Annotated in this window: 26 protein-coding genes; 12 read left to right on the forward strand and 14 right to left on the reverse strand. The window is 68.9% G+C overall.

Going from position 1 to position 26904, the window contains the following annotated elements; genetic code table 11:
* A partial coding sequence (locus COA07_RS18590) for a transposase (protein WP_211280965.1) occupies positions 1–200 on the reverse strand: 200 nt, incomplete at its 3' end.
* An 81-nt stretch (positions 201–281) separates the two neighbouring features.
* Here COA07_RS18590 and COA07_RS11255 point away from each other — a divergent pair.
* Positions 282–515 carry a hypothetical protein gene (locus tag COA07_RS11255; RefSeq protein ID WP_066711491.1) on the forward strand — a complete coding sequence of 78 codons (234 nt, stop codon included), beginning with the start codon at positions 282–284 and terminating at the stop codon, positions 513–515.
* Positions 516–908: 393 nt separating this feature from the next.
* Here COA07_RS11255 and COA07_RS11260 read toward each other — a convergent pair whose 3' ends face one another.
* From COA07_RS11260 to COA07_RS11295, 8 genes are all read right to left on the reverse strand, one after another.
* Complete coding sequence (locus tag COA07_RS11260; RefSeq protein ID WP_066711492.1) at positions 909–1934, reverse strand: sensor histidine kinase; 1026 nt, start codon at positions 1932–1934, stop codon at positions 909–911.
* An 8-nt stretch (positions 1935–1942) separates the two neighbouring features.
* Complete coding sequence (locus COA07_RS11265; RefSeq protein WP_066711493.1) at positions 1943–2392, reverse strand: response regulator; 450 nt, start codon at positions 2390–2392, stop codon at positions 1943–1945.
* Positions 2389–3900: a sensor histidine kinase gene (locus COA07_RS11270; RefSeq protein WP_066711494.1), complete on the reverse strand. Its 1512-nt coding sequence runs from the start codon at positions 3898–3900 to the stop codon at positions 2389–2391. The genes COA07_RS11265 and COA07_RS11270 overlap by 4 nt, the downstream gene beginning before the upstream one ends.
* A 51-nt stretch (positions 3901–3951) precedes the next feature.
* A complete protein-coding gene (locus COA07_RS11275; protein ID WP_245842125.1) occupies positions 3952–4722 on the reverse strand; it encodes an exonuclease domain-containing protein in 771 nt (256 codons plus the stop codon).
* A gap of 18 nt (positions 4723–4740) precedes the next feature.
* Positions 4741–5838 (reverse strand): MBL fold metallo-hydrolase, encoded by a 1098-nt coding sequence (locus COA07_RS11280; RefSeq protein ID WP_066711496.1) that lies wholly within the window; start codon positions 5836–5838, stop codon positions 4741–4743.
* 87 nt (positions 5839–5925) lie between these two features.
* Positions 5926–6597, reverse strand: a complete 672-nt coding sequence (locus tag COA07_RS11285; RefSeq protein WP_066711497.1) for a DUF1013 domain-containing protein — start codon at positions 6595–6597, stop codon at positions 5926–5928.
* A 97-nt stretch (positions 6598–6694) separates the two neighbouring features.
* On the reverse strand, positions 6695–7717 hold the full coding sequence (locus COA07_RS11290; RefSeq protein WP_066711498.1) for a glycosyltransferase family 4 protein: 1023 nt from the start codon (positions 7715–7717) through the stop codon (positions 6695–6697).
* Positions 7718–7725: 8 nt separating this feature from the next.
* Positions 7726–8613, reverse strand: a complete 888-nt coding sequence (locus COA07_RS11295; RefSeq protein WP_066711499.1) for a UDP-2,3-diacylglucosamine diphosphatase — start codon at positions 8611–8613, stop codon at positions 7726–7728.
* 270 nt (positions 8614–8883) lie between these two features.
* On the opposite strand from COA07_RS11295, the gene COA07_RS11300 reads away from it, so the two are divergent.
* Positions 8884–9150, forward strand: coding sequence for a hypothetical protein (locus COA07_RS11300; protein ID WP_096641018.1), 267 nt, complete (start codon positions 8884–8886; stop codon positions 9148–9150).
* A gap of 72 nt (positions 9151–9222) precedes the next feature.
* On the opposite strand, the gene COA07_RS11305 is transcribed toward COA07_RS11300, so the two are convergent.
* Positions 9223–10203, reverse strand: a complete 981-nt coding sequence (locus tag COA07_RS11305) for an NAD(P)H-quinone oxidoreductase (RefSeq protein ID WP_066710566.1) — start codon at positions 10201–10203, stop codon at positions 9223–9225.
* Between the two features lie 97 nt (positions 10204–10300).
* Here COA07_RS11305 and COA07_RS11310 point away from each other — a divergent pair, with 97 nt between their 5' ends.
* The 5 genes from COA07_RS11310 to COA07_RS11330 all read left to right on the forward strand — a co-directional run bounded on the left by COA07_RS11310 (position 10301) and on the right by COA07_RS11330 (position 16849).
* Entirely contained in the window at positions 10301–10498 is a 198-nt protein-coding gene (locus COA07_RS11310; RefSeq protein WP_066710596.1) for a DUF1192 domain-containing protein, read from the forward strand.
* A 151-nt stretch (positions 10499–10649) separates the two neighbouring features.
* Entirely contained in the window at positions 10650–12977 is a 2328-nt protein-coding gene (gene clpA / locus COA07_RS11315) for an ATP-dependent Clp protease ATP-binding subunit ClpA (RefSeq protein WP_066486768.1), read from the forward strand.
* Positions 12978–13135: 158 nt separating this feature from the next.
* The gene (locus COA07_RS11320; protein ID WP_066710578.1) at positions 13136–14809 is read left to right on the forward strand and encodes a GGDEF domain-containing protein; all 1674 of its coding nucleotides are present in this window, start codon (positions 13136–13138) and stop codon (positions 14807–14809) included.
* Positions 14810–14866: 57 nt separating this feature from the next.
* The gene (locus COA07_RS18300) at positions 14867–15082 is read left to right on the forward strand and encodes a hypothetical protein (RefSeq protein ID WP_066710580.1); all 216 of its coding nucleotides are present in this window, start codon (positions 14867–14869) and stop codon (positions 15080–15082) included.
* A 69-nt stretch (positions 15083–15151) separates the two neighbouring features.
* Entirely contained in the window at positions 15152–16849 is a 1698-nt protein-coding gene (locus tag COA07_RS11330) for a long-chain-fatty-acid--CoA ligase (protein ID WP_066710583.1), read from the forward strand.
* Between the two features lie 16 nt (positions 16850–16865).
* Here COA07_RS11330 and COA07_RS11335 read toward each other — a convergent pair whose 3' ends face one another.
* Positions 16866–18224, reverse strand: coding sequence for an NAD-dependent succinate-semialdehyde dehydrogenase (locus tag COA07_RS11335; protein ID WP_066710586.1), 1359 nt, complete (start codon positions 18222–18224; stop codon positions 16866–16868).
* Positions 18225–18326: 102 nt separating this feature from the next.
* On the opposite strand from COA07_RS11335, the gene COA07_RS11340 reads away from it, so the two are divergent.
* The 5 genes from COA07_RS11340 to queA all read left to right on the forward strand — a co-directional run bounded on the left by COA07_RS11340 (position 18327) and on the right by queA (position 21876).
* Entirely contained in the window at positions 18327–18566 is a 240-nt protein-coding gene (locus COA07_RS11340; protein ID WP_066488537.1) for an exodeoxyribonuclease VII small subunit, read from the forward strand.
* Entirely contained in the window at positions 18563–19471 is a 909-nt protein-coding gene (locus COA07_RS11345) for a polyprenyl synthetase family protein (RefSeq protein WP_066710590.1), read from the forward strand. Before COA07_RS11340 ends, COA07_RS11345 begins: the two co-directional genes overlap by 4 nt.
* Before the next feature lie 61 nt (positions 19472–19532).
* Positions 19533–20045, forward strand: a complete 513-nt coding sequence (gene coaD / locus COA07_RS11350; protein WP_066710599.1) for a pantetheine-phosphate adenylyltransferase — start codon at positions 19533–19535, stop codon at positions 20043–20045.
* 104 nt (positions 20046–20149) lie between these two features.
* Positions 20150–20836: a peptidylprolyl isomerase gene (locus tag COA07_RS11355; protein WP_066710593.1), complete on the forward strand. Its 687-nt coding sequence runs from the start codon at positions 20150–20152 to the stop codon at positions 20834–20836.
* Positions 20837–20850: 14 nt separating this feature from the next.
* The gene (gene queA / locus COA07_RS11360; protein WP_096641020.1) at positions 20851–21876 is read left to right on the forward strand and encodes a tRNA preQ1(34) S-adenosylmethionine ribosyltransferase-isomerase QueA; all 1026 of its coding nucleotides are present in this window, start codon (positions 20851–20853) and stop codon (positions 21874–21876) included.
* Here queA and COA07_RS11365 read toward each other — a convergent pair.
* From COA07_RS11365 to COA07_RS11375, 3 genes are all read right to left on the reverse strand, one after another.
* Entirely contained in the window at positions 21846–22943 is a 1098-nt protein-coding gene (locus COA07_RS11365; protein WP_141396524.1) for an SGNH/GDSL hydrolase family protein, read from the reverse strand. The two genes, queA and COA07_RS11365, sit on opposite strands and share 31 nt — an antisense overlap.
* Positions 22944–22951: 8 nt before the next feature.
* Entirely contained in the window at positions 22952–24415 is a 1464-nt protein-coding gene (locus tag COA07_RS11370; RefSeq protein ID WP_066706978.1) for an MBOAT family O-acyltransferase, read from the reverse strand.
* 145 nt (positions 24416–24560) lie between these two features.
* Entirely contained in the window at positions 24561–26837 is a 2277-nt protein-coding gene (locus tag COA07_RS11375; protein ID WP_066706980.1) for an NADP-dependent malic enzyme, read from the reverse strand.
* Between the last annotated feature and the right edge of the window lie 67 nt (positions 26838–26904).

Raw genomic sequence — 26904 nt, forward strand, 5'->3', positions numbered from 1 at the left:
TTGGACGGCACGTCGCGCCACGGCGCACCACACCGCAGCCGCCAGAGTATGCCGTTGACGATCCCACGGTTCTGTTCGGGAGGCCTGCCCCGGCCCCGGTTTTTGCGCTCGATCGGCAGCAAATCCTTCAGGATGCGCCATTCCGCCTCGGTGAGATCGCCCCGGCTCAAGCCTGCCTCCAAAAGGCAGTGTTGAATCAACCTCTGGCCACCGCGTCAATCTCGGCGCTACCAATCACAGGAAGCGGATGAATATTTCAATCGTGCCTATTCGGAGGTGCTATGGCTCTGGTTGAGGTGATCGAGGACGAGGATGCGACACAGCCCTTGTTCGTGGCGGAGTTCGACTTCTTGCCGCGCGTGGGCGAGCATCTCGCGCGCGATACAGAGGGCTACTTCCAATATTACAACATCATCAAAATCTGGCACCGCAGGACACGGAGGACGGAGCCTTCCGAGCGTGCCTCCTTGTTACACTCGACGATTAATCATGCGGAATTTGTCCACGCCGCCTAGAAGAGCGGTTGTGCTGTCGTTGTTTTCTGCACTGACGGCGGGCACATGACACCCGCCAAGGTGTTGGTCAGGGCCTGTCTCTTGGGCAGGCCGGTGCGATTGCAGATACGCGATCCTGACCGATGGCAGCCCATCGTGCGGGGGCAGTTTCATCGATGACGGCCTCCACTCTAGTTTTGGCAACACAACATGGCTCGCTGCGGCTAACGCCGCACGTCATGCCGCGGCTTTCAAGCTTCCCGATTGAGAACCTGTAACGGGAATTCCCAGCCCAGCCCCGCATCTGGCAGCCGCCTGCTGGTTCCGCATTCCCGAAACCATCCACCGGAGACGGGATAACGGGAAAGAAGCGTCGCCCGATCCGGATCGGCGGATCGACCCAGTCCGATGTCCTCAGCGCACTGCCGCCGCCAGCACGGCGCGGGTGCCGGCGTGGGCTGAATCATATTCCACGATCGAATCGAGGCTCTGCGCCATGGCGCGGATCAGGCGGGTGCCCACGCCGGTGCCCTTGGGCGTGGCGTCGCCGATGCCGATGCCGTCGTCCTCCACCGTCAGGCGGAAGCGTTCGTCGCCTTCGCGGATCAGCGCGACGCGCACTTCGCCCTGGCCGTCGGGATAGGCGTATTTGCAGGCGTTGCTGACCAGTTCGGTGACGATCACGCCCAGCGACACCGCGCGGTCGGTCGGCAGCTGCACCGATTCGGCATCCAGCAGCAGCGCGCGCGGGCGGTCGGTGGTCGACCAGGTTTCCGACAGTTCGCGGATCAGCTGCGCCAGATAGTCGCGCATGTCGACATGTTCGACGTCATGGCCGGTGTAGAGGCGGCGGTGGACGTGCGCGATCGCGACGATGCGGCGCTCGGTATCCTCCAGCGCGGCGCGCGCCGCGGCATCGGTGACCGACCCGGCCTGCAGCCGGACCATCGCCGAGACGAGCTGGAGCGAATTGGCGACGCGGTGGTTCACCTCCGCCAGCAGCGCCTCCAGCCGGGCGTTGCTGGCGCGCAGCGCGGCCTCCGCCTGCGACTTTCCGGCATGCAGCTCGGCGCGGGCCAGCACCTGCTTGAACGAGGCGTCGAGCAGGTCGAAGAAATCCTCGCCCGGCGTCTTCACGACGTAATCGGCCGCGCCGGCGCGCAGCGCCGCGACCGCGACGCGCGTTTCCTCCGATCCGGTGACGTAGACGATCGCGGGCGGGGCGGGCAGCTGCATCAGCTGCGCCATCGTCTCCAGCCCGTCGATGCCGGGCATGTAGTGATCGACCGCGACCAGATCGAACCCGCCGGCGCGCGCCGCGGCCACGCCGGCCTCACCGCCGTCGGCGGTCACCACCGCATAGCCGCGGCGGGTCAGCGCCCGCTCGACCAGCCGGCGGATGCCCGCATCGTCGTCGATGTAGAGGACGCGCGGGCCCATGATCTGGCTCAGCCGACATCGCCGAGATCGGGTACCTGGATCACCGACAGGAACAGCCCGAGCTGGCGGATCGCCTGCGCGAAATTCTCGTAATTCACCGGCTTGGTGATGTAGACGTTGGCGCCCAGATCGTAGCAGCGCTGGATTTCGCGGCTGTCGTCGGTGGTGGTCAGCACCACCACCGGGGTACGCCGCACCGCCGCGTCGCCGCCCTTGATCCGCGCCAGGATGTCGGTGCCGCTCATGTCGGGCAGATTGAGATCGAGCAGGACCAGCGCCGGGCCGTTGTGCGCCGGGCCGCCGTCGTCGTTGAAGATGAAGTCGATCGCGCTGGTGCCGTCGGTGAAGTGACGGATATCGTTCATGATCCCGGCACGACGGATGTTCTTCTCGATCAGCCGGGCGTGGCCTTCGTCATCCTCGATCATGATGATGCTGACGGACTGGTGCGCGTTCATTGGCCGGATTCCTGCGATGCGTAGGTCATGGGTAGCGACAATCGGAACGTGGCGCCTTCACCCAAAGTGGAAGAGAGGTCGATCAGCCCGCCGAGACGGAACACCAGCGCGCGCACCGTGGCAAGCCCGATTCCCTCGCCGGGGCGATCCTGCGCGCCGGAACGGCGGAACAGATCGAACACGCGCGCATGGTCGCGCGGGTCGATGCCGCGGCCGTTGTCGGCGATTTCGAACACCGCACGCGCTCCCTCCCGGTGCCCGCGGACCACGATCCGTCCGGGAACGCCGGGGCGCAGATATTTCACCGCATTCTCGATCAGGTTGGACAGGATCTGGTCGATCGAGAACCGGTCGCTGACGATCTCGGGCAGCGTGCCTTCCACCTCCAGCGTGGCGTCGGCGTCGGCCAGCCGGTGCGCCAGCGTCTCGCGGATCTGCGCGACCATCGCGGCGATGTCGAGCGGTTCGGGCGCCAGCGCGCGGCGCCCCTGGCGCGACAGCTGGAGGATGGCGTTGATCAGCCGGTCCATCTTCTGCGTCGAGGTGCGGATGAAGCCGATCGCCTCGGGCAGGTCCTCGCGCGCGGCGAAGCGGGCGTCGTCGGTCAGCAGCTGCGGCGCATCCGCCTCGACCCGGTCGACCAGCTGCGACAGCTGACCGGTCGCGCTTTCCAGTTCCGCGGTGAAACCCATGACGTTGACCAGCGGGGAACGCAGGTCGTGGCTGACGATATAGGCGAAGCGCTGGATTTCCTCGTTCGCGCGCGTCAGATCGGCGGTCCGTTCGGTGACGCGATCCTCCAGCCCGGCGTTGAGCGCGCGGAGCGCATCGTGCGATCGCGCCAGGTCGCGGGTGTAGCCCAGCACCGTCAGCAGCGAGGCGATGACCGCGACCGCCAGCAGGATGCCCGCCACGACGAGGACGACGTAGAACATCCGCTCGCTGTTGACGACGTCGCGCTCGCGGCTTGCCAGAAGGCGGCGCTCCTCCTGCGCCATGTGGTCGAGCGTGGTACGGATCGACGCCATCGGCAGCGCGGAATGTTCGACATCGAACGCGGCACGCGCGCCGGCGACGTCGCCCGCGGCGATGCGCCCGATCGACTCTTCACGCATCGTCACCAGCTTGCGGACCTGGTCGAGCAGCGTCGCATAACTGGCGACCTGAACCGGGTTGTCGCTGGTCAGCCGCCGGATCCGCTTCAGCGCGGGCGGCAGTGCGCGCGCGCTGTTGCGATAGATCACCAGGAAATCGCGCTGCCCGGGCGCCAGCAGATAGCCGCGCCGCGTCGTCTCGCCGCGTTCCAGCAACTGCCGCGCGTCGAGGATCGCATTCTCCACCTCATAGGTGTGCGACAGGGCGCGGATATGCTGCTGGCTGCGACCGGTCATCCATGCGGCTGCCCCGCCGGCCAGGATCAGCGCCAGGAACGCGACCGCCATGACCCCGCGCAGGCGGCGGCCGATCCCTTCGTCCCGAAGGATCGCGCGAATGTCCAAGGGTGCCATCGTCAGTGCGCGTATCGCGCATGACCGCGCGGCGCCAGCCCCGGCGGCGAATTACAGCAGCAATTCCTGCGGGCTGATCCGCCCGACATGCCCGCCGCCGCGGCGCCGCGCCATCTCCGTTTCGGCGGTGAAGCGGATGTCGGGATCGCGATCGGTCATGAACTTGACCAGGCTCTCCTCCTCGATCTCGCGCCATTCCTTGCCGCGATCGGGGCCGTAGCGGACGCGCGGCAGCAATCCCGGCGCCTTCGACCATTCGATCAGTTGCGCCACGGACGCCTCGTTCAGCTGGTCGCGCAGATGATGCGCGGTGACATAGGCGTCGGGAAAGGCGCGATGCGCGGGCAGGCCGCGTTCGTGCTCCAGCCCCGCCGGCTTGCGCCAGTAGCGCAGCACCTGGTTGGAGAAGCTGGGTGAATCGGGCCACAGCCGCAGCGCGCATTTCCACGTGCAGATCCAGTCAGCGCCATGCGTCAGCGCGGGGGTGCAGAACTGTTCCTCGAACGCGGCCCGATGCGCGGCCAGCGCGATGCGGCGCGGCCACGGGTCCAGCACCTGCCGCGCGACATCCTGCCACCAGGGTGCGTCGGCGACATCCTCGTCACGGATATGGTGGACCGCCTGGGTAATCGGCGGCATCGGCCGGCCGGGGTTGACCAGGATGTTGCCGCCCTCGCCATGCAATTCCCACCGGCCGTCGGCGCCCAGCGCCACGTCCTGCCAGCCGACCTCGCACACGCCATGGACGGGCGGGGGGGAGCCGGTCGTCTCCAGGTCGATGACGCGGATGATCTGGCTCTGGGTACGGCGGGGATACATCATCGGGAATATAGTGGGCGTTCAGGTGCGCGAATACCACCGCACGCCGTCACGCATCGCATGGACCGCGCGCCCGCTCAGCTCCAGCCGGCGCAGGTGCGCCAGCGTCTCGCCGGTGGCCATGCCGATCACGTCCGGGCCGATCGGGCGGCGGAACAGCTGGCCGAAACAGTCGACCGCGCGCCGCGGCGTCGCCAGATGCGCCTCCAGCGCGTCCAGCCGGTCGAGATGCTCGCGCTCCAGCGCGTCGAGCCGGGCATGCAGGCCATAGAAGGGGTCGCCATGCCCCGGCAGCACCAGCAGGTCGTCGGGCAACGCGCGGAACCGCTCGATCGAGGCGAGCCAGTCGCCTAGCGGGTCGCCCCCCGGTTCGTTGGCGTGGAGCGAGACGTTGGAGCTGATCCGCGGCAGCACCTGGTCGCCGGCGATCAGGATGCGGCGTTCCTCGTCCAGCAGGCAGGCGTGTTCGGGGCTGTGCCCGCTGCCCACCACCACGCGCCATGCCGCGCCGCCGATCGACAGCGTCTCGCCGTCGCGGATGCGGGTGTAGCCGAGCGGGAGCGGCGCGATCATCTTCCCAAACTGCGCGAAGCCGCCTTTCGACGCCTCGGCGATCTGCGCATCGTCCCAGCCGGCGGCGCGCCAGAAGGCGACCTGTTCCTCCGGCACTTCCGGCCGGGCATCGGCCGACAGCATCCGCGCCATCAGCCATTCGGTGCGCGTCATCAGGATCGGCGCATGGGCGAAGCGACGTGACAGCCAGCCGGCCAGCCCGATATGGTCGGGGTGCATGTGCGTGCACAGAATGCGCGCGATCCGCTGACCGGCAAGCGGGCCGTCGAGGATCGTGCGCCACGCCTCCGTCGAGCGCGGCGAGGCGGTGCCGGTGTCGATCGCCAGCAGCTCGCCCGATCCGTCCGCGCCATCGTCGAGGATCAGGCCGTTGACGTGCTTGAGCGGCCCCGACATCGGCACCCGCCACCAACGGATGCCGGGCGCGATCGTCAGCAGCTCGCCCGGCTGCGGCGCGCGGTCGCCGAACGGGAAGGTGAGGCCGGCGGCGCTGGTCGGCACCAGGCTTTCGTCGCCGATCAGGCCGCGCTGGAAATGGGTTGCCATGCCCGTGACGCTAGGCCCGGCGGGCGGGCGATGTCACGCGCTAAGTGAAGCGGGCGGCTTAGCAGCGGCCGCCCGGCCCCGTCGGGCTTATCGCTTGAACGGATCCTCGAACCCGCCGATCCGGGCCGGCTCGCCCGCGCCTTCCGCCTCGCGGCTGGCCTGCTCGCGCTCGGCGCGCAGCGACGCGATCAGCGCCTCGCGATCGCCGTCCAGGCGAGTGTCGGTCTGCTGCTGCTCGATGCCCGCGGCCTTCGCCGCCTTCGACACCGCGGCGTCCAGTTCGCGCTGCGTGGTCAGGCCCAGCGTGACCGGGTCCTTGGGCGTGATGTTGGCGATGTTCCAGTGGCTGCGATCGCGGATCGCGGCGATGGTGGTGCGGGTGGTGCCGATCAGGTTGCCGATCGCGCCGTCCGAGATTTCCGGGTGGTTGCGGATGATCCAGGCGATGCCGTCGGGCTTGTCCTGCCGCTTGCTGACCGGGGTATAGCGCGGCCCCTTGGTGCGGCGCACCTGGTCCGGCCCCTTGGTCATCTTCATGCGGTAATCGGGGTTGGCCTGCGCCTTGTCGATTTCGTCCTGCGTCAGTTCGTGCGCACGCACGGGATCGCGGCCAGTCAGCTTCGTCGCGGCGGTATCGTCCGCGATCGCCTGCACCTCCAGGATGTGCAGGCCGCAGAAATCGGCGATCTGTTCGAACGACAGCGCGGTATTGTCGACCAGCCAGGAGGCGGTGGCATGCGGCATGAGCGGCTGGGCCATGCGGGGAACTCCATAAATACAAAGGGCCGCCCCTTACCGGAGCGGCCGCAATCTCCCCTGACTTAGTGCACGCCGCCCGCAAGGGCAAGCGCGCGGGTTACGCCGCGCGTGCCAGTGCCGAACCGAACGGTTCCAGCGCGTCCAGGAACTGTCGCGCGCTGGCCGCCCAGGTGAAGCGCGCACCCGCGGCGGCGCAGGTGTCGCGGTCCAGCGCCAGCGCGCCCGCGATCGCGGCGGGAAGGTCCGCGTTCATCACCCCGGTGTCGGGGGTCAGCACGTCGAGCGGGCCGGGCACCGGATAGGCGGCGACCGGCGTGCCGCACGCCAGCGCCTCGATCATCACCAGCCCGAACGTGTCGGTGCGGCTGGGAAACACCAGCGCATCGGCGGAGCGATAGGCGGCGGCCAGATCGTCCGCGAACAACGCGCCCAGGAAGATCGCGTCGGGGAACTGCCGTTGCAGCGCCGCGCGCGCCGGCCCGTCGCCGACCACCACCTTGGTGCCGGGCACGTCTGCCGACAGGAAGGCGGCGATGTTCTTTTCCACCGCCACGCGCCCGACGTGCAGCAGCACCGGCCCGGCCAGCCCCTGCATCGCCGGCAGCCGCGCGCCGTCGGGGGAGAAGACCGGCGCCACCCCGCGGCCCCAGCGCCGCACGCGCGGCAGCCCATGGTCGCGCAGCGCGCCCTCGATCGTCGGCGTGGACGCCAGGATCGCGGCGGCGGGGGCATGGAACCAGCGGACGTAGCGCCAGATCCATTCAGGGTCCGCACCGGTGCGCGCGGCGACATATTCGGGGAATTGCGTGTGATAGGCGGTCGTGAACGGCAGGTGCCGCGACAGGCACCAGCGCCGCGCCGCCACCCCCAGCGGGCCTTCGGTGGCGATATGCACCGCCTGCGCCCCGAACGCGGCGATGCGCCGCCCGATCGCGGCGGGGGTCATCAGCGCAAGCCGGATTTCCGGATAGGTGGGGCAGGGCACCGAACGCACCCCGGCGGGGGAGACGACCAGTATCTCATGCCCCTGCGCGCGCAGTTCGGCGATGACCGATTCGAGCGTGCGCACCACGCCGTTGACCTGCGGCGCCCAGGCGTCGGTGACGATCGCGATCCGCATCGCCCGCCTCAGGCCGCGGCCAGCGCGAGCGGTTCGTCGGCGGTTTCGCGGCGTGCGATCTCGTCCGCCCAGTGGAGGATTTCCATCGTGCCGTCGAAATGCTCGACCAGCGCGGTGCACCCCTCCACCCAGTCGCCGTCGTTGTAATAGGCGACGCCGGCGATCTCGCGGATCTCGGCGGTGTGGATATGGCCGCACACCACCCCGTCGACGCCGCGGCTGCCCGCTGCCTCGGCGACGATTTCCTCGAAGCGGGAGATGAAGGCGACCGCGTTCTTCACCTTGGCCTTGGCATGCTTGCTGAGCGACCAATAGGGCATGCCGAACTTGCGGCGCACCGCGCTGACCGCGCGGTTCAGCGTCATCAGCGCGGTATAGGCCGCATCGCCGACATGCGCGAGCCAGCGGTGCGACAGCGTGATCGCGTCGAATTCGTCGCCGTGCAGCACCAGCAGGCGGCGGCCGTCGGCGGTTTCGTGCACCGCCTTGCGCCGGATCCTGATCCCGCCGAAGTCCAGCCCCGCGAACTGGCGGAACATCTCGTCGTGGTTGCCGGGGATGTAGACCATGCGCGTGCCGCGCCGCGCGCGCTTCATCAACCGCCAGATGACGTCGTTGTGCGCGGCGGGCCAGAAGAACCTCTTCTTCAGCTGCCAGCCGTCGATGATGTCGCCGACCAGGTACATCGTGTCGCTGTCGACATGGTCGAGGAAGTCGATCAGCATGTCAGCGTTGCAGCCGCGCGTGCCCAGGTGCACGTCGCTGATCCAGATCGTGCGATAGCGACGGCGGTCGCTGCTCGCCTGTTCCGGGCGATGCGGGCGCGAGTTCGCGAAGTCGAACAGATCGGTGACGTCGGCGAAATGGCCGGTGGCATCGGTCGCGTCGGTCGTCATGTCCGTCAGCTGCATCGGGGTCGTCCTCCCTCGCCCGCCAGCTATGCCGCCGGTATGTTACGCGGCCATCACGCGGCCATGACGGTTGCGCGGCCGCGGCGTGACGGTTGTGGGTCACTCGCGTGCCCGCCCGCTGTTGCAGCGCGGGCACGGTCGGCGGGAGAAATGCCGCTGTCGCGTGACTGCAACATGGCGCTGCTTTAGGGGCGGGATGCGCGCCCGGCGCAACGTCCGCTTCGTGCAGGGCCGGGGGCGTCAGGGAGAAGTTCGATGATCCGTTTCACCAAGTTCACCGGCGCCGTCGCCGCCGCGGCGCTGCTGTCGCTGTCCACCGCCGCCGCCGCCGCCGCGCCCGCCAACCCGGCCGCGTCGCTGTCGGTCGCCAAGAGCGCGCGTGCCGCCGCGCCGGCCGCCAGGTCGAGCAAGATCGGCGCGGACGTGCCGGGCAGCACGCTCATCAACATCGGCATCCTGGCGGCGCTGGTCGCCGGCGTGCTGGTCGCGACCGGCAGCGGCAACGACAGCGACAGCAACTAAACCATGCTGCCACCGGGCGGCGTCCCTGCCGCCCGGACATGCGCACCCGTTACGGGCATCAGGCCGCCGCGATCATTCGACGGTGAGCACGATCTTCCCGATATGGTCGCCCGCCTCCATCCGGCGATGCGCGTCCGCCGCCTGGTCGAGCGGGAAGGTGCGGTCGATCACCGGTTTCAGCCGTCCTTCGGCGACATGCGGCCAGACGGTGCGCGCGATCTCATCGGTGACCAGCGCCTTGAACCCCGCGTCGCGCGCGCGCAGCGTCGATCCGGTCAGCGTCAGCCGGCGGCGCATGATCTCGAACAGCGGGACCGTGGCGTTCGCGCCGCCCTGTACCGCGATCGACACGTGCCGCCCGTCGTCGGCCAGGCATTTGAGGTTGCGCGGCACGTAATCGCCGCCGACCATGTCGAGCACCGCCGCGCACCCGTGCCCGCTGGTGATCTCCTTGACGCGCTCGACGAAATCCTCGGTGCGATAGTTGATCGCATGATGCGCGCCCAGCGCGCGCGCGGCCTGCGCCTTCTCATCCGATCCTACCGTGACGATGATCTCCAGCCCGAACAGCCGCGACAGTGCGATCGCCATCGTGCCGATCCCCGACGTGCCGCCATGGACCAGCACGATATCGCCCTCCACCGCGAAGGCGCGTTCGAACAGGTTGGTCCACACCGTGTACAGCGTCTCGGGGATGGCGGCGGCCTCCACCATCGTCAGCGCGTCGGGCACGGGCAGGCATTGCGCCGCGGGGGCGAGCACATAGTCGGCATAGCCGCCGCCCGCGACCAGTGCGCAGACCCGCTGGCCCAGCAGCGCCGGTTCGGCCCCATCGCCCAGCGCGACGACCGTGCCCGATACCTCGAGGCCCGGGATCGACGGTGCGCCCGGCGGCGGAGGATAGAGGCCGCGGCGCTGCATCACGTCGGGCCGGTTCACCCCGGCGGCGGCGACGCGGATCAGCACCTCGTCCGCGCCGGCGACGGGGATCGGCCGTTCCACGACGTGCAGCACCTCCGGTCCGCCGGCTGCCTCGGGGTCGATCGCCCGCATCGTTCGTGGTCCGTCGCTCATCGCCTCGCCCGTCCCCCTCGTGCGGCTGGTCGATCGCCTTATTGACTTGGCGCCGCGGCCGGTCAACGTTCGTCGCGTGGACCTGGACGACATCCTTGGGCCGCGGCCCGACGACCCGCTGACCGCGCTGATCGCGCAGGACCTCGATCGCCTGTCGGTCGCCGAGCTGGAAGCGCGGGTCACCGCGCTGGAGGCGGAGATCGCCCGCACCCGCCGCAAGATCGACGGCGCCGTCAGCCACCGGGCCAGCGCCGACGCGCTGTTCAGGCGGTGAGCGGACGCGCACCGACGCGGCGGCCCCGGCCGGCCGGCGGTGCGACATTCTCCGCGCCCGATCCGGCGGTGCTTGATGCGCGGCCCGTCCGTCACGACATTCGTGTGAAAGGCGACATGTCCCCTGCGTGCCGCCTGCAAGGAGTATCGTAATGCCTTCATTCGCCAGCGCCCTTGAGACCACGCTGCACAAGGCGCTCGAGGCCGCTTCCTCGCGCCGCCACGAATATGCGACGCTGGAACACCTGCTGCTCGCGCTGATCGACGACGAGCATGCCAGCCAGGTGATGACCGCGTGCGGGGTGGACACGGGCGAGTTGAAGACCACGGTCGCGCATTATCTCGACACCGAGCTGGGCGCGCTGAAGGTCGATGCCGCGACCGATCCGTCGCCGACCAGCGGGTTCCAGCGCGTCGTCCAGCGCGCGATCCTGCACGTCCAGTCGTCCGGCCGCGACGAGGTGACCGGCGCCAACGTGCTGGTCGCGCTGTTTTCCGAACGCGAAAGCTATGCGGTCTATTTCCTTCAGCAGCAGGACATGAGCCGGCTGGATGCGGTCAGCTACATCAGCCACGGCGTCGGCAAGGGGAATGCCACGCCCGAGGCGACGAGCGTGAAGGGCGCCGCCGAGGAAGAGAAGAAGGAAAAGGCCGAGGCGGGCGGCAAGAAGGGCGAGAGCGCGCTCAAGCAGTTCACCGTCGACCTCAACGAAAAGGCGAAGATCGGCAAGGTCGATCCGCTGATCGGGCGCTCGGCCGAAGTCGATCGCACGGTGCAGATCCTGTGCCGCCGATCGAAGAACAATCCGCTGTACGTGGGCGATCCGGGCGTCGGCAAGACCGCCATCGCCGAGGGGCTGGCGCGCAAGATCGTCGAGGGCGACGTGCCCGACGTGCTGAAGCCGGCCGTCATCTACTCGCTCGACATGGGCGCTTTGCTGGCGGGCACCCGCTATCGCGGCGACTTCGAGGAGCGGCTGAAGGCGGTTGTCAATGAATTGGAGAAGCTGCCTGACGCCGTGCTGTTCATCGACGAGATCCATACCGTGATCGGTGCCGGCGCGACCAGCGGCGGCGCGATGGATGCGTCGAACCTGCTGAAGCCAGCGTTGTCGGGCGGCACGATCCGCTGCATCGGGTCGACCACCTACAAGGAGTTTCGCAACCATTTCGAGAAGGACCGAGCGCTGCTGCGCCGGTTCCAGAAGATCGACGTCAACGAACCGACGATCGAGGACACGATCAAGATCCTCGCCGGCCTGCGCTCCGCGTTCGAGGAGCATCACAGCGTCAAGTACACGCCCGACGCGATCAAGAGCGCGGTGGAGCTGTCGGCGCGCTACATCAACGACCGCAAGCTGCCCGACAAGGCGATCGACGTGATCGACGAGGTGGGCGCGATGCAGATGCTGGTGCCGCCGTCGAAGCGCAAGAAGACGATCACCCCCAAGGAGATCGAGGCGGTGATCGCGACGATGGCGCGCATCCCGCCCAAGAGCGTGTCCACCGACGACAAGAAGCAGCTGGAGACGCTGGAAACCGACCTGAAGCGCGTCGTGTTCGGGCAGAACGTGGCGATCGAGAAGCTGGCGTCGGCGATCAAGCTGGCGCGCGCGGGGCTGCGCGAACCGGAAAAGCCGATCGGCAACTATTTGTTCACCGGCCCGACCGGCGTCGGCAAGACCGAGGTGGCCAAGCAATTGTCGACGATCCTGGGCATCCCGCTCCAGCGGTTCGACATGAGCGAATATATGGAGCGGCATTCGGTCAGCCGGCTGATCGGTGCGCCGCCGGGCTATGTCGGGTTCGACCAGGGCGGGCTGTTGACCGATGCGGTCGACCAGAATCCGCACTGCGTGCTGCTGCTGGACGAGATCGAGAAGGCGCATCCCGACCTGTTCAACATCCTGTTGCAGGTGATGGACAACGGGCGGCTGACCGACCAGCACGGCAAGACCGTCGATTTCCGCAACGTCATCCTCATCATGACGACCAATGCGGGCGCGTCCGACATGGCGCGCGAGACGGTCGGCTTCGGCAACCTGACCCGCGAGGGCGAGGACGAGCAGGCGGTGCAGCGGATGTTCACGCCGGAATTCCGCAACCGCCTCGATGCGATCGTGCCGTTCGGCTACCTGCCGACCGAAGTGGTGGCGCGTGTCGTCGACAAGTTCATCCTGCAGCTGGAACTGCAGCTGGCCGACCGCGACGTGCACATCAAGCTGGACGAGGAGGCCAAGAAGTGGCTGACCGAAAAGGGCTATGACAAGCTGTACGGCGCCCGCCCGATGGGCCGCCTGATCCAGGAGAAGATCAAGCAGCCGCTGGCCGAGGAACTGCTGTTCGGCAAGCTGGTGCATGGCGGCGAGGTGACGGTGCATCTGAAGGACGGCGCGCTGACCTTCGCCATCGAGCCGGCCGCACCGAAGAAGCCGGGCAAGAAGAAGGGTGGCAAGGCCGCGCCGGTCGAGGCCGGCTGAGCCGCGCCATTGCCGCCCGGATGAATGATGCCTGCGGACGGGCCGGGTGGTGACACCCGGCCCGTTTCGTTCATCGCGATGCCAGCGCCGGCGTCAAATTTCGTCCGTCATCCCGGTATTTACCTTCCCTTTGCCTCCGCGCTGCTAGGGCGCGTGGCATGGTGCCGCACCTGTTCCGTTCCTGGCTGGTCCTGCTTGCTGCGATGGTGGCGGGCGCCGTCGCCGTCGCCTGGGCGTCGCCCGCGGCGGCGTGGAGCGGGACGCCGGTGGCGACCTGTCTCAAGCGGGTCGCACCCGGCGACACGCCCGCGGCGATCTTCGCCAGCCTTGGTGGCTTCGACTGTTCCGGACGGGAACGGCGATGGGGCGCGGGGGATTTCTGGGTTCTGTCGGGGCCGCTTTCCACCGATGGCGGGCAGCGATCGCTGGTGCGATCGGCGAGCGTCTATCAGGAAGGCGCGACGCTCTACTCGCGCGGCGACGACGGGCGGATCGCGCACATCGCGTTCGACCGGCACGATGCGTGGCGGCGGTTGCGGATCGGTGCGTTCTTCGAACTGCCGGTCCCGGTCGCCGATTCCCGCACGGTCCAGTTGCTGTGGCGGGTGAAGGGTACGACCAATACCCGCGGCGTGGTGCTCAACCCGCGCTTGCTGACGGTGGACGAGGGGCAGCGCGACGACCTGATGCTGACCGCTTTCTACGCGGGATTCGCCGGACTGTGCCTGTCGTTGCTGCTGTCGAACTTCGCGCTGTGGCGGGCGCTGCGGCAGGGGTACCACCCTTATTATTGCGCGATGATCCTGTGCCTGCTGGTCTACGCCGCCAGTTCGTCCGGCTGGCTGGGCATGGTGACGGGGATGGACAACAACCTCCGCCTCAAGCTCAACGTCACGCTGCTGGGCGGAGCGATCATCGGCGCGATCGCGTTCGCGCGCGTCTTCCTGGGCAGGCAAATGATGCCCGAGGCGGTGCGCCGCCTGACGCGGGCGGTGGCGGTGTTCCTGCTGGGCGCGATGGCGACCTATCTGATCGTGTGGCCGCACTGGCCGCTGGCGATCGACCGGCTGCTGCTGGTCGCGTTTTCCGCCACGCTGGCGCTGGTGGTTCCGGTGCTGTGGGGGGCGTGGCGCGCGCGCGTGCCCTATGCGCGGATCTTCGCGATCGCGTGGAGCGCGCCGATCACGCTCGCGATGCTGCGGATCGCCCAGGCCGCCGGATGGATCGGGTGGAGCTTCTGGCTCGACAATTCGACGCTGGTGTCGATGGCGCTGGAGGCATCGTTCAGCGCGCTGGCGATCGCCTGGCGGATCAAGGTGGTAAGCGAGGAGCGCGATGCCGCGCGCGAGAAGGAGACGCTGGCGCGGATGCTGGCGGACAGCGACGCGCTGACCGGGCTGCTCAACCGCCGCAGCTTCCTGCGCGAGGCGATCGGCGATCCCGCACCGCGGCTGCTGGTGCTGATCGACATCGACCATTTCCGCCGGGTCAACGAAACGCTGGGGCATGACGGGGGCGACGAGGTGCTGCGCGTGTTCGCTGCGGCACTGCGCGAGGCGGCGCCCCCGGGCGCGCTGATCGCGCGGATGGGGGGTGAGGAGTTCGCGATCCTGGTGCCCGCGCATCTGACCGGATTGCCGGAACAGGTGCTGGACACGATTCGCGGCGCACAGATGCCGTTCGACCTGAAGGTGACCGCCTCGATCGGCAGCGCGCTGGGCGTGATCGGGACCGAGGCGGATTGGGTCGTGCTGTACCGCGAGGCGGATCGCGCGCTCTACGATGCCAAGCGCGCCGGGCGCGACCGGGTACGCTGGGTCAAGGCCGCCTGAAAACGCTCGAATTCGACCCGCGATGCGCGTAACGTCCGCCGCCGAGGGAGCAGTGCCATGGATCGTCAGCCGGATTATCGTCGTCCCCGGATCGTCGTCGCGGCCATGGCGCTGGGGCTGCTGGCGCTGTCGCAGCGCGAGACGCCGGTGGTCGGGACGATCTCGATCGACGTCGACGCTGCCCACGCCCCGCAGATCGCCGCCACGCTCGCCCCGCCGCTGGACCGGGTCGCGATGGTGATGATCGACATCGGCGGCCGGCTGATCCGCTAACGTCGCGGCGATCCGGCGGCGGCGCGACGGCGGTTGCCGTCACCGCCGCGCTTGCTTACAGTCGTGTCAATGACGGATGAGGAAGCCTGGCGCAGCGCCTATCGCCACCCCGTGCCCTGGGGCACCGATTATCCGCCGATGTCGATGGTCGACCTGTTCGGCCGGTCGGCGGAGCGCCACGCCGTGCGGCCGGCGATCGACTTCATGGGGCGGCGCTACGATTACGGGCAATTGGCCGATGCGGTGCGCCGCGTCGCGACCGGGCTGGCGCGGATCGGGGTGGGGAAGGGGGACCGGGTCGGCCTGTTCCTGCCCAACGTCCCGCATTACCTGGCCGCCTATCACGGCGCGCTGCGCGCCGGTGCGACGGTCGTCAATCTCTCCCCGCTCTATACCGTCGATGAATTGTGCCATCAGATCGAGGATTCGGGCACGCGCGTGCTGTTCACGCTGAACGCAGCCCAATTGTTGCCGACCGCGCTGGCGGTATTGGACAAGAGCGCGCTGGAGCGCGTGATCGTGGGGTCGATCGCCGGCGTGCTGCCGCCCGTCAAGTCGCTGCTGTACCGATGGTTCAAGCGCGCGGAGACCGCGCCGCGCCCCGACGATGCGCGCGTCACCGCCTTTTCGCGACTGATCGACAATCGCGGCGATGCGCCGCCCGTCGCGATCGATCCCGAACGCGACATCGCGCTGCTGCAATATACCGGCGGGACCACCGGCGTGCCCAAGGGGGCGATGCTGACCCATGCCAACGTCGCGGCCAATGCGCGGCAGGTCTCGGACCTCGATCCGCATCGCGAGGCGACCGACCGCATCCTGGGCGTGCTGCCGCTGTTCCACGTCTTCGCCAATACCTGCGTCATGAACCGGACGATCGCGACCGGTGGCGAGATGGTGCTGCTGCCACGGTTCGACGCCAGACAGGCGCTGGCCGCGATCACGCGCACGCGCCCGACGGCGCTGCCCGGCGTGCCGACGATGTACCAGGCGCTGCTGGACCATCCCGCGCTGGCGGGCACCGATTTCTCGTCGCTGCGCGTCTGCATCTCGGGCGGCGCGCCGCTCAACGCCGAACTGAAGCAGCGGTGGGAAGCCGCGACCGGATCGGTGCTGGTCGAGGGTTATGGCCTGTCGGAATCGAGCGGGGTGCTGAGCGTCAATCCCTATGAAGGCGCGCAGAAGGCCGGGACGATCGGCCAGCCGCTGCCCGCGACGATCCTGCGGCTGGTCGACAAGGAAGACCCGGCGCGCGACGCGCCGCCGGGGCAGCCGGGCGAGATCGTCGCGCGCGGGCCGCAGGTGATGGCCGGTTACTGGAACCGTCCGGACACCGACGGCACCACCTTCGCCACCGACGCGCAGGGGAACCGCTGGCTGCGAACCGGCGATGTCGGCACGATCGATGCCGACGGCTTCGTCGCGATCGTCGACCGGCTGAAGGACATGATCGCGGTCGGCGGGTTCAAGGTCTTCCCCAGCCAGATCGAGGCGATCCTGTACCGCCATCCCGCGGTTCGCGAGGCCCTGGTCATCGGAATGCCGGATGCGTACCGCGGCGAGGTGCCGCGCGCCTATGTCACGCTGGCCGATGATGCCGCGCCGGGGATCGACGGCGCCGCGCTGATGGCGTGGCTGAACCCGCAACTGGGCAAGCATGAACGGGTCGATGCGGTGGTGGTGCGCGATACCCTGCCCAAGACGATGATCGGCAAGCTCAGCCGCAAGGACTTGTTGATCGAGGTGCGGGCGGCGGCGAGCAGTTGACCGCCGCCCACCCGGATCAGCCGAACACGGTCTTCAGATTCATGAATTCGTGGAGGCCGTAGGGGCCGAGTTCGCGCCCGTGGCCGGAGCGCTTGACCCCGCCGAACGGCGCCTCCGGCGAGGAGGCGAGCATCCGGTTCACCGCGGTCATCCCCGCCTCGATATCGCGGACGAAGCGTGCCTGTTCGTCGGCGTCGTTGGTCCACACCGACGATCCCAGTCCGAACGGCACGTCATTGGCCAGCGCAATCGCGGCGTCGATGTCGTCGGCGCGGAACACCATCGCGATCGGGCCGAAGACCTCCTCCTGCGCAACCGGGTGGTCGACGGGCACGTCGACGACGACGCCGGCGGACATGAACGCGCCGCGACCCGGCAGCGCCTCGCCGCCCAGCAGTAGGCGCCCGCCCGCGGCCTTCAGCTGTTCGATCTGGTCGAGCACGGTGTCGCGCTGCTCGATGCTGGACAGCGGCCCCATGTCGGTGGCCGGGTCCATCGGATCGCCGGCGGCGACCGCTCGCATCGCAGCGCAGAAGCGGTCGAGGAATGCATCGTAGACGTCCGCATGGACGATCATCCGCTTGGCGCAGATGCACGACTGGCCGGTGTTCTGCACCCGCGCCTTGGCCGCGACCTTTGCCGCCTCATCCAGATCGGCGGAGGGCATGACGATGAACGGGTCGGAGCCGCCCAGTTCCAGCACGACCTTCTTGAGCGCGCGGCCCGCCGATTCGGCGACCTTCATCCCCGCGCCCTCGCTGCCGGTCAGCGTCACCGCGACGATGCGCGGGTCGGCGATCAGCGCATCGACCTTGTCGGCGCGGATCGGCAGGTTCTGGAACACGCCGGCCGGGGCGCCGGCGGCGATGATCGCCTCATCGATCGCGGCGGCGCACCCTTGCGTCAGCGAGGCGTGCTTGAGCAGCCCGACATTCCCCGCCAGCAGCGTCGGCGCGACGAAGCGCACCACCTGCCAGTACGGGAAATTCCACGGCATCACCGCCAGTACCGGCCCCTGCGGCAGGTAATGGGTGGTGGCCGGACCCGCGGCGGTCTGAAAGGTCACCGGCTCGAGCATCGCCGGGCCGTTCTGCGCGTAGTGGCGGAAGCCGGCGGCGCATTTCCCCACCTCGGCGATCGCGGAGGCGAGCGTCTTGCCCATTTCGCGCGTGGCGATTTCCGCCAGGCGGCGCTTGTCCGCCTCGAACCGCTCGGCGATCCGTTCGAGCAGCGCGGCGCGCTCTGCGAGGGGGACGAGCCGCCACTGGCGATAGGCGTCGTGCGCGCGGGCGATGCGCGCCTCCACCTCGTCTGTGGTCAGTTCGGCGAAGGTGGCGCCGGGCGTGCCGGTCGCGGGGTCGATGCTCTGGAACATGGTGGCGGACAACGTATCACGCCGTGCGAGGTTCAGCGAGACGCCAACAACTTCGCGCCGCCGTTCTTGACCCCCGGGGCGGCCCCGTCGCATAGCGGGGCGATGGAGCAGGACATCGAGACGCTGTCGTTCGAAGCGGGTTTGCGCGAACTCGAGGAGATCGTGGGGCGGCTGGAGTCCGGCGATACCCCGCTGGAGGAGGCGATCCGCCTGTACGAGCGCGGCAGCGCGCTGCGGCAGCGGTGCGCTGACCGGCTGGACGCGGCGCAGGCGCGGATCGAGGCGATCCGCCTGGGCGCGGACGGCAAGCCCGCCGGTACGCAGCCGTTCGCCGCCGGATGAGCGGCGTCATCACCGCGAACCCGGCGCTGCACGCCGCGCTGAAGGAAGTCGCGGCCGAGATGGACCGCCGCTTCGACGCGCTGCTGAAGGTGCCGGACGATCCGCGCGCGCCGCTGTACCGCGCGATGCGCCATGCGACGATCGGTGGGGGCAAGCGGCTGCGCCCGCTGCTGGTGTTCGCCACCGCGCGGCTGTTCGAGGTGTCGCGCGATGCCGCGGGGCGGGTGGCGACCGCGCTGGAGGCGATCCACGTCTATTCGCTGATCCATGACGATCTGCCCGCGATGGACGACGACGACCTGCGCCACGGCAAGCCGACGGTGCACAAGGCGTTCGACGAGGCGACCGCGATCCTGGCGGGCGACTGCCTGCACGCGCTGGCGTTCGAGGTGCTGGCCGATCCGGCGACCCATGCCGACCCGTTCGTCCGTGCCGAGCTGATCGCCGACCTGGCGCGCGCCTCCGGCCCATCCGGCATGGCCGGGGGGCAGGCGATGGACCTGGCCGCCGATGGCGCGCAGTTCGACCTGGGTACCGTCACCCGGTTGCAGCAGATGAAGACCGGCGCGCTGATCGGCGCGGCGGTGGAGGCGGGCGCGATCCTGGGTCGCGTGGCGCCCGAGGGGCGCGTCCACCTGCGTGGCTATGCGCACGACCTGGGGCTGGCGTTCCAGATCGTCGACGACCTGATGGACGTCGAGGGCGACGAGAAGCTGGCGGGCAAGAAGCTGCGCAAGGACGGCGAACAGGGCAAGGAGACGTTCGTCTCGCTTCTGGGGATCGACCGCGCGCGCCAGCAGTCGCGGCTGCTGGTCGACCAGGCGATCGACCACCTGCGCTCCTATGGCGCAGAAGCCGACCTGTTGCGCGCGATCGCCCGCTACGTCGTGGAACGCGACCGGTGACCGACGCGGCCGTCGCCGTCGCGGCGTGCCGACCCATCCCCTCCTGCTGGTGACGAGCATCATGACCGCATCCCCCCGCATCGGCGTCTATCCCGGCACGTTCGACCCGATCACTTTGGGTCACATGGACATCATCCGGCGCGGCGCGAAGCTGGTCGACCGGCTGGTGATCGGGGTGACCACCAACCCCAGCAAGTCGCCGATGTTCTCGCTCGACGAACGCATGGCGATGGTCCGCCGCGAGGTGGAGGCGATCGGGGGGGAGATCCACGTCGTCTGTTTCGATTCGCTGCTGATGAACTTCGCCGAGCGCGAGGGGGCGAGCATGATCGTGCGCGGGCTGCGCGCGGTCGCCGACTTCGAATACGAATATCAGATGGCGGGCATGAACCAGCAGCTGAACGACCGGATCGAGACGGTCTTCCTGATGGCCGACGTGGGGCTGCAGCCGATCGCATCGAAGCTGGTGAAGGAAATCGCGATGTTTGGCGGCGATATCGCCAAGTTCGTCAGCCCCGACGTGTGCCGCGACGTCGTGGCGCGCGTCGAGAAGATCGGCCGGCGCGGCAGCTGATCGCCGCCCGTTTCGCCGTGCGCCGGGCGAATCCATTCAGTTTGGCGCAAGCCGGCTTTTGCTTTAGGACCGCGCGGGTTCCCGCTTCTCGAACGAAAGTCACGATGCGTCCGTTCGCTATCCTCGCCGCCCTGGTGGCCGCGTTCGTCACCCTTCCCGCCGTTGCGCAGACCACCGCCGCCGCGGCGCCGGTCGCCCCGCCGGCGATCACCGACAAGAGCAACATCTGGGTGCTGGACCTGTCCACCGGCGGGCGGGTGGAGATTCTGCTGCGTCCCGACGTCGCGCCGAAGATGGTCGAGCGGGTGAAGACGCTGACCCGCCAGCATTTCTATGACGGGCTGGTGTTCCACCGCGTCATCGACGGCTTCATGGCGCAGGGCGGCGATCCGCGCGGTGACGGCACCGGCGGCAGCCAGCTGCCCGACCTGCCGGCGGAGTTCAACTCGCTCCCCCATGTGCGCGGCGCGGTCGCCGCCGCGCGGGCGGAGAAGGAAGACAGCGCGAACAGCCAGTTCTACATCGTCTTCCAGCCGCGCTTCCAGCTCGACCGGAAATATACGGTGTTCGGCCGCGTCCTGACCGGCATGCCCTATGTCGACGCGATCGAGCGCGGCGAGCCGCCGGCCAATCCGTCGCGCGTGATCCACGCCTATATCGCCAGCGACAATCCCCCCGCCTACGCGCCCCCGCCGCCCGCGATCACCGCGCCCGCGACGCTGCCGACGCTGGCGGGGACGACGCCGAAAAAGGCGAAGCCGCCGGTCCGGGCCAGCACCCGCCCGCGCTGAGGCGCGCGACGACGATGCTGGTCGACCTGTTCGATTTCGCGCTGCCGCCGGAGCGGATCGCGCTACGCCCCGCCGCGCCGCGCGATACCGCGCGGATGCTGGTGGTGACGCCCGATGCGCTCGCCGACCGGATCGTGCGCGATCTGCCGTCTCAGCTGCGGCGCGGCGATCTGCTGGTGTTCAACGATACGCGCGTGATCCCGGCGCAGCTGGAGGGGACGCGCGGCGACGCGCGGATCGGTGCGACGCTGCACAAGCGCGAAGGCCCGCGCCGCTGGCGCGCGTTCGTGCGCAATGCGCGGCGGCTGCGCGACGGCGACCTGATCGACTTCGGCGCCGGGGTCGCGGCGGCGGCGCGCGATCGGGCGGACGACGGCAGCTGGGCGCTGGAGTTCGCCGGCGACGAGCCGGTCGAGCTGCTGCTGGAGCGCGCCGGGCGGATGCCGCTGCCCCCGTACATCGCGGGCAAGCGCGCCACCGACGCGCGCGACGCCGACGATTACCAGACGATGTTCGCCAACGAACCCGGCGCGGTCGCCGCCCCGACCGCGGCGCTGCACTTCACGCCGGATCTGCTGGCTGCGCTGGCGGCGGCCGGGGTCGACCATGCGACGCTGACGCTGCATGTCGGCGCGGGGACGTTCCTGCCGGTGAAGGCCGACGATACCGCCGACCATCGGATGCACGCCGAATGGGGGCGGATCGACGCCGCCACCGCCGAGCGCCTCAACACAGTGCGCGCGGCCGGCGGACGCGTGATCGCGGTGGGCACCACGTCGCTGCGGCTGATCGAAAGCGCGGCGGGCGACGATGGCGTGATCCGCCCGTTCGAGGGCGACACCGCCATCTTCATCACCCCGGGCTATCGCTTCCGCGGGATCGACGGCCTGATGACCAATTTCCACCTGCCGCGCTCGACGCTGTTCATGCTGGTCTCGGCACTGATGGGGCTGGAGCGGATGCAGGCGGCCTATGCGCATGCGATCACGCGGGACTATCGCTTCTACAGCTACGGCGACGCATCGCTGCTACTGCCCTGATCGTGTGCCCGATCGGCCGGCGTGCGGGTCGCCAGCGCCAGCGCGACCGCATGGGCGACCAGCGCGTGGCCGTGCGGGTTCCAATGGCCGTCGAGGGGTGCCCGGTCGATCGGGCGATGGTCGCGCGCCACCGCGGCGGCGAAGATCGGCGCCGTCGCTACCGTCCGGATTCCCGCCGCATCCGCTTCGCGACGGAGCCACGCGCGCGCCACATCGTCGCGATCGGGGCAGGCGGGGGGCGGCGCGGCCGCTGCGGCGACCGGCGCGGGGTGCTCGCCGTCGAACACCAGCACGACCCGCTGCGGCGGCAGCGACAGCGCGGTCGGCAATGCCGCCAGCCACCGCGCCAGCAGCCGCCGGTCGGCGGCTTCCAGTCGTGCCGGCACGCAGCGCGTTGCCCGTTCGCTGGCGAAGCCGGAGGCGAACAGCGTCGCGGCGCTGAGCTTCAGGTTGCCACGCGCATAGCGCAGCACGGCCAGATCGCGCGCCATCTTCGCCATCCGTCCGCGCCGCCGTTCCGGCACGATCCGGATCAGGTCGGGCCCGTCGTCCCAGCGGAAGAAGCCCGGCGCGCTGCCGAACCCCTCGACAACATCGCCCTTGGTCACCAGCACGACCGCCCAGCGCGGTCGATAGCGCGCGCCCGCGAGCCGTGCCACGCCCAGGTAATGCGGCAGCGACGCGCCGGAGGATCCGAAATTGTAGACCTGATCCGCGGGCAGGCCCAGATCGTGCGCGAGCCGCGCCTGGAGCATCGTCGGATAGGGGTTCATATAGCCTTCGACGAAGCTGTCGCCGATCACCACGCCCACGTGCGCGCCGTCGCGATAGTCGAACGGGGCGATATAGCCGGCATTGTTGATCGTGCCGCGCTGCACGTTCTCCAGCGCCCAGCCCGACGAGGACGTGAACCGCGAATTCGGAACCAGCCGATGCGCGGGCCAGCCCGGGACCGGATCGGCTGCGGCGATCCCGGCGGGGATCGGCAGCGCGCGCAGGACCAGTTCCGCAAGCAGCACCGCGGCGATCAGGCCGGCGAGGAGGAAGCCGAGGGGCCGGGCCAGCATCGTCACCCCTAGAAGTTGAAGTAGATGAAGGCGCTGTTGGTGCGCGACGCCGCGACCATCGCCAGCCAGATCACGACGATCAGTGCGCCGCCGATCGCGATCATCGCGCCGTCACCGCGCCGGGCCAGCGACCGGTCCAGCGCGGCGGCGAGCGGCCCGTCGACGATCCGCTGCGAATTGGGCAGCAGCGCCGCTGCGGCGGCCAGCGGGACGAGCACCAGCCAGTGCGACGGCGTCGCCGCCAGCACGTCCTGCGACGGCTGCCGGCCCGCCATCGCGCCGAGCATGTGCATCGCCTCACCCACCGACGTCGCGCGGAAGAATACCCAGGCGACGACGACGGCGACCATCGTCAGCCCCCATCCGATGATCCGGCCACCGCGACCGCCGCGATCCGGGCCGAGGGCGAGGCGCGCCGCCGCCCAGTTCCAGACATGGTTGATGATGAGATAGACGCCGTGCAGCGCGCCCCAGATCACGAAGGTCCACGCCGCGCCGTGCCACAGGCCGCCCAGCACCATCGTGACGAACAGGTTCACGTATCGCCGCGCCTTGCCGCGCCGGTTGCCGCCCAGTGCGATGTAGAGATAGTCGCGCAGGAACCGCGACAGCGTCATGTGCCAGCGGCGCCAGAAATCGACGATGCTGGTGGATTGATAGGGCGAATCGAAATTGAACGGCAGCCGGATGCCGAACAGCAGCGATATGCCCACCGCCATGTCCGAATAGCCCGAGAAATCGAAATAGATCTGCAATGCATAAGCGATCGCGCCTTCCCAGGCATGCGCCGGGCCGACCGCCCCGCCGGCCGCGGCGTTGAACGCCGCGTCGGCCATGTCCGAGATGCTGTCGGCGACCAGCACCTTCTTGGCCAGCCCGATGACCAGGAACCCCAGGCCCAGGCCGATATTGCGCAGCCGCGGGCGATAGGTCGCGCGGTCCGCGAACTGCGGCATCATTTCGGCGTGGTGCAGGATCGGCCCGGCGATCAGGTGCGGGAAATAGGTGACGAACAGCAGATAGGACAGCGGCCGGTGTTCGCGCACCTTCCCGTGATAGGCGTCGACCAGATAGGCGATCTGGGTGAAGGTGAAGAAGGAAATGCCGATCGGCAGCACCACCGACAACGCCGGCCAGGCGATGCCGATCGCGCCCAGCGATTCGGCGAAGAAGTTGTAATATTTATAATAGCCAAGGATCAAAAGATCGGCCGCGATGAACAGCGCGGCGCAGTTCCACGCGCGTCTGCGCGACCCCGCGCCCGCGATGACCAGTCCGCCGCAGAAATTGAGCGCGATCGACCCCAGCAGCAGGATCAGAAACTGCGGAACCCAATAGCCGTAGAAGGTCAGCGATGCCGCGGCGAGCCACGCGATCCCCGCCGCCGCGCCGCCGAACCGCGCGACGACAAAGAATCCGGCAAGCGTGATCGGCAGGAAGAGGAACAGGAACAGTCCGGACGTGAAGAGCAACGCAACGCCCCTGACATGCTGTCGTCGTCCAGCGCTAGGCAGTGGCGCTTGCCCGTGTCAAGGACGATCGCCCAGGGCAAGGCGGAGCGGGGCGGGTTGCTATGCCGGCCCCGTGCCGCCCCGCCGCGGCATCACGCCTCCACGATCAACGGGCGATCCCGCCGGCCGCGAGCACCGCCAGCGTCACCAGTTCGCTGGCGGTGGCGGTCATCGCGGCGATCTGCACCGGCTTTTCCATGCCGACCAGCATCGGGCCGATCATCTGGTCGCCGCCCAGTTCGCGCAGCAGCTTGGCGGAGATATTGGCCGATTGCAGCCCCGGCATCACCAGAATGTTGGCCGGCCCGGACAGGCGGGCGAACGGGTAATTGGCCAGCTGGCGCGGGTTGAGCGCGACGTCAGGGGCCATTTCGCCTTCATATTCGAAGCTGACCTGCCGCTTGTCGAGCGCGGTCACCGCCTCGCGGATATTGTCCAGCCACTGGCCCGACGGATTGCCGAAGGTGGAATAGCTGAGGAAGGCAACGCGTGGTTCGTGGCCCATGCGGCGCGCGACCGCGGCGGTCTGTTCCGCGATGTCGGCCAGTTCCTCCGCCGTCGGGCGCTCGTTGACGGTGGTGTCGGCGATGAAGACGGTGTGCGACTGGCCGACCATCACATGGATGCCGAACGCGGTGCGGCCGGGCGCCGGATCGATCACGCGCCGCACCTCGCGCATCGACTGCGCCCAGGGGCGGGTGACGCCGGTGATCATCGCATCCGCCTCGCCCAGCTGAAGCAGGACGGAGCCGAAGATGTTGCGGTCCTGGTTGATCATCCGCTCGACTTCGCGGCGCAGGAAACCGCGGCGCTGGAGGCGGGCGTAGAGGAAATCGACCATCCGCGGCACCAGCGGCGACACGCGGCTGTTGTGCAGTTCATATTCTTCCGGGTTGGCGATCCCCAGTTCGCGCAGCCGGTCGTACACGTCGTCGCGCCCGACCAGCACCGGCGTGCCATAGCCGCCTTCCTTGAAGGCGATCGCGGCGCGCAGCACCACTTCCTCCTCGCCCTCCGCGAACAGCACGCGCTTGGGATGCGCCTTGGCGCCTTCATAGGCCAGGCTGAGGACCGCCGTGGTCGGGTTGAGGCGGGCGCGCAGCGCATCGCGATAGGCGGCCATGTCGAGGATCGGCTTGGTCGCGACGCCCGAATCCATCGCCGCCTTCGCCACCGCGACCGACACCAGTTCCATCAGGCGGGGATCGAACGGCGCGGGGATGATATATTCGGGGCCGAACGAATGGCGCACGCCATAAGCGGCGGCGACCTCTTCGGGCACGCGCTCACGCGCCAGTTCGGCGATCGCATTGGCGGCGGCGATTTTCATCGCATCGTTGATCCCCGTCGCGCGCACGTCCAGCGCGCCGCGGAAGATGAACGGGAAGCCGAGCACGTTGTTGACCTGGTTCGGATAGTCCGACCGGCCGGTGGCGACGATCGCGTCGGGGCGCGCGGCCTTCGCCAGTTCGGGGCGGATTTCCGGTTCCGGGTTGGCCATCGCGAAGATGATCGGCGCGGGCGCCATGTCCTTGACCATTTCCGGCTTCAGCGCGCCGGCGGCGGACAGGCCCAGGAACACGTCGGCGCCGCTCAGCGCCTCGGTCAGGGTACGGCGGTCGGTGTTGGCGGCATGCGCGGACTGCCACTGGTTCACACCGTCGCGGCCCTGGTAGATCACGCCGGTGCGGTCGCAGATCAGCACGTTGTCGTGGCGCACGCCCATCGCCTTGATGAGTTCGGTGCACGCGATCGCCGCCGCGCCCGCACCGTTCACGACGACCTTCACCTCCTCCAGCTTGCGCCCTGTCAGCAGACAGGCGTTGATCAGGCCCGCGGCGCAGATGATCGCGGTGCCGTGCTGGTCGTCATGGAAGACCGGAATGTTCATCCGCTCGCGCAGCGTCTGCTCGATGATGAAGCACTCGGGCGCCTTGATATCCTCGAGGTTGATCCCGCCGAAGCTGGGTTCCAGCAGCGCGACCGCGTTGACGAAGGCGTCGACGTCCTCGGTCGCGACCTCCAGGTCGATCGAATCGACGTCGGCGAACCGCTTGAAGAGCACCGCCTTGCCCTCCATCACCGGCTTGGAGGCGAGCGCGCCGAGATTGCCCAGCCCCAGGATCGCGGTGCCGTTCGAGATGACCGCGACCAGATTGCCCTTGGCCGTATAGTCGTAGGCGGTCGCCGGATCGTCGGCGATCGCGCGCACCGGCACGGCGACGCCGGGGGAATAAGCGAGCGCCAGATCGCGCTGCGTCGCCATCGGTTTGGACGCGACGATCTCGATCTTGCCGGGGCGCCCTTCCGAATGGAACAGCAGCGCCTCGCGCTCGGAAAACTGGATGTTGCGATCTTCGGTGGCGGTGCGGTCGTCGGTCATGCCCTGCCCTTAGGGAAAGCGGCGGGAAATGGGAACGGTCGGGACGCAAACCGGTACGATCAGGCAA

The organism is Sphingomonas adhaesiva (assembly GCF_002374855.1).
Taxonomy (GTDB): Bacteria; Pseudomonadota; Alphaproteobacteria; order Sphingomonadales; family Sphingomonadaceae; genus Sphingomonas; species Sphingomonas adhaesiva.

What these genes read in the sequence shown, in the direction of transcription:
- COA07_RS11375 (WP_066706980.1), bottom strand. Translation starts at nt 26,837, where the DNA reads ATGACCGACGACCGCACCGCCACCGAAGATCGCAACATCCAGTTTTCC.
- COA07_RS11355 (WP_066710593.1), top strand. Translation starts at nt 20,150, where the DNA reads ATGCGTCCGTTCGCTATCCTCGCCGCCCTGGTGGCCGCGTTCGTCACC.
- coaD (WP_066710599.1), top strand. Translation starts at nt 19,533, where the DNA reads ATGACCGCATCCCCCCGCATCGGCGTCTATCCCGGCACGTTCGACCCG.
- COA07_RS11265 (WP_066711493.1), bottom strand. Translation starts at nt 2,392, where the DNA reads ATGAACGCGCACCAGTCCGTCAGCATCATCATGATCGAGGATGACGAA.
- COA07_RS11345 (WP_066710590.1), top strand. Translation starts at nt 18,563, where the DNA reads ATGAGCGGCGTCATCACCGCGAACCCGGCGCTGCACGCCGCGCTGAAG.
- COA07_RS11335 (WP_066710586.1), bottom strand. Translation starts at nt 18,224, where the DNA reads ATGTTCCAGAGCATCGACCCCGCGACCGGCACGCCCGGCGCCACCTTC.
- queA (WP_096641020.1), top strand. Translation starts at nt 20,851, where the DNA reads ATGCTGGTCGACCTGTTCGATTTCGCGCTGCCGCCGGAGCGGATCGCG.
- COA07_RS11270 (WP_066711494.1), bottom strand. Translation starts at nt 3,900, where the DNA reads ATGGCACCCTTGGACATTCGCGCGATCCTTCGGGACGAAGGGATCGGC.
- clpA (WP_066486768.1), top strand. Translation starts at nt 10,650, where the DNA reads ATGCCTTCATTCGCCAGCGCCCTTGAGACCACGCTGCACAAGGCGCTC.
- COA07_RS11320 (WP_066710578.1), top strand. Translation starts at nt 13,136, where the DNA reads ATGGTGCCGCACCTGTTCCGTTCCTGGCTGGTCCTGCTTGCTGCGATG.
- COA07_RS11290 (WP_066711498.1), bottom strand. Translation starts at nt 7,717, where the DNA reads ATGCGGATCGCGATCGTCACCGACGCCTGGGCGCCGCAGGTCAACGGC.
- COA07_RS11340 (WP_066488537.1), top strand. Translation starts at nt 18,327, where the DNA reads ATGGAGCAGGACATCGAGACGCTGTCGTTCGAAGCGGGTTTGCGCGAA.
- COA07_RS11305 (WP_066710566.1), bottom strand. Translation starts at nt 10,203, where the DNA reads ATGCGGGCGATCGACCCCGAGGCAGCCGGCGGACCGGAGGTGCTGCAC.
- COA07_RS11255 (WP_066711491.1), top strand. Translation starts at nt 282, where the DNA reads ATGGCTCTGGTTGAGGTGATCGAGGACGAGGATGCGACACAGCCCTTG.
- COA07_RS11260 (WP_066711492.1), bottom strand. Translation starts at nt 1,934, where the DNA reads ATGGGCCCGCGCGTCCTCTACATCGACGACGATGCGGGCATCCGCCGG.
- COA07_RS11285 (WP_066711497.1), bottom strand. Translation starts at nt 6,597, where the DNA reads ATGGCCCAGCCGCTCATGCCGCATGCCACCGCCTCCTGGCTGGTCGAC.
- COA07_RS11280 (WP_066711496.1), bottom strand. Translation starts at nt 5,838, where the DNA reads ATGGCAACCCATTTCCAGCGCGGCCTGATCGGCGACGAAAGCCTGGTG.
- COA07_RS11300 (WP_096641018.1), top strand. Translation starts at nt 8,884, where the DNA reads ATGATCCGTTTCACCAAGTTCACCGGCGCCGTCGCCGCCGCGGCGCTG.
- COA07_RS18300 (WP_066710580.1), top strand. Translation starts at nt 14,867, where the DNA reads ATGGATCGTCAGCCGGATTATCGTCGTCCCCGGATCGTCGTCGCGGCC.
- COA07_RS11275 (WP_245842125.1), bottom strand. Translation starts at nt 4,722, where the DNA reads ATGATGTATCCCCGCCGTACCCAGAGCCAGATCATCCGCGTCATCGAC.
- COA07_RS11330 (WP_066710583.1), top strand. Translation starts at nt 15,152, where the DNA reads ATGACGGATGAGGAAGCCTGGCGCAGCGCCTATCGCCACCCCGTGCCC.
- COA07_RS11295 (WP_066711499.1), bottom strand. Translation starts at nt 8,613, where the DNA reads ATGACGACCGACGCGACCGATGCCACCGGCCATTTCGCCGACGTCACC.
- COA07_RS11365 (WP_141396524.1), bottom strand. Translation starts at nt 22,943, where the DNA reads ATGCTGGCCCGGCCCCTCGGCTTCCTCCTCGCCGGCCTGATCGCCGCG.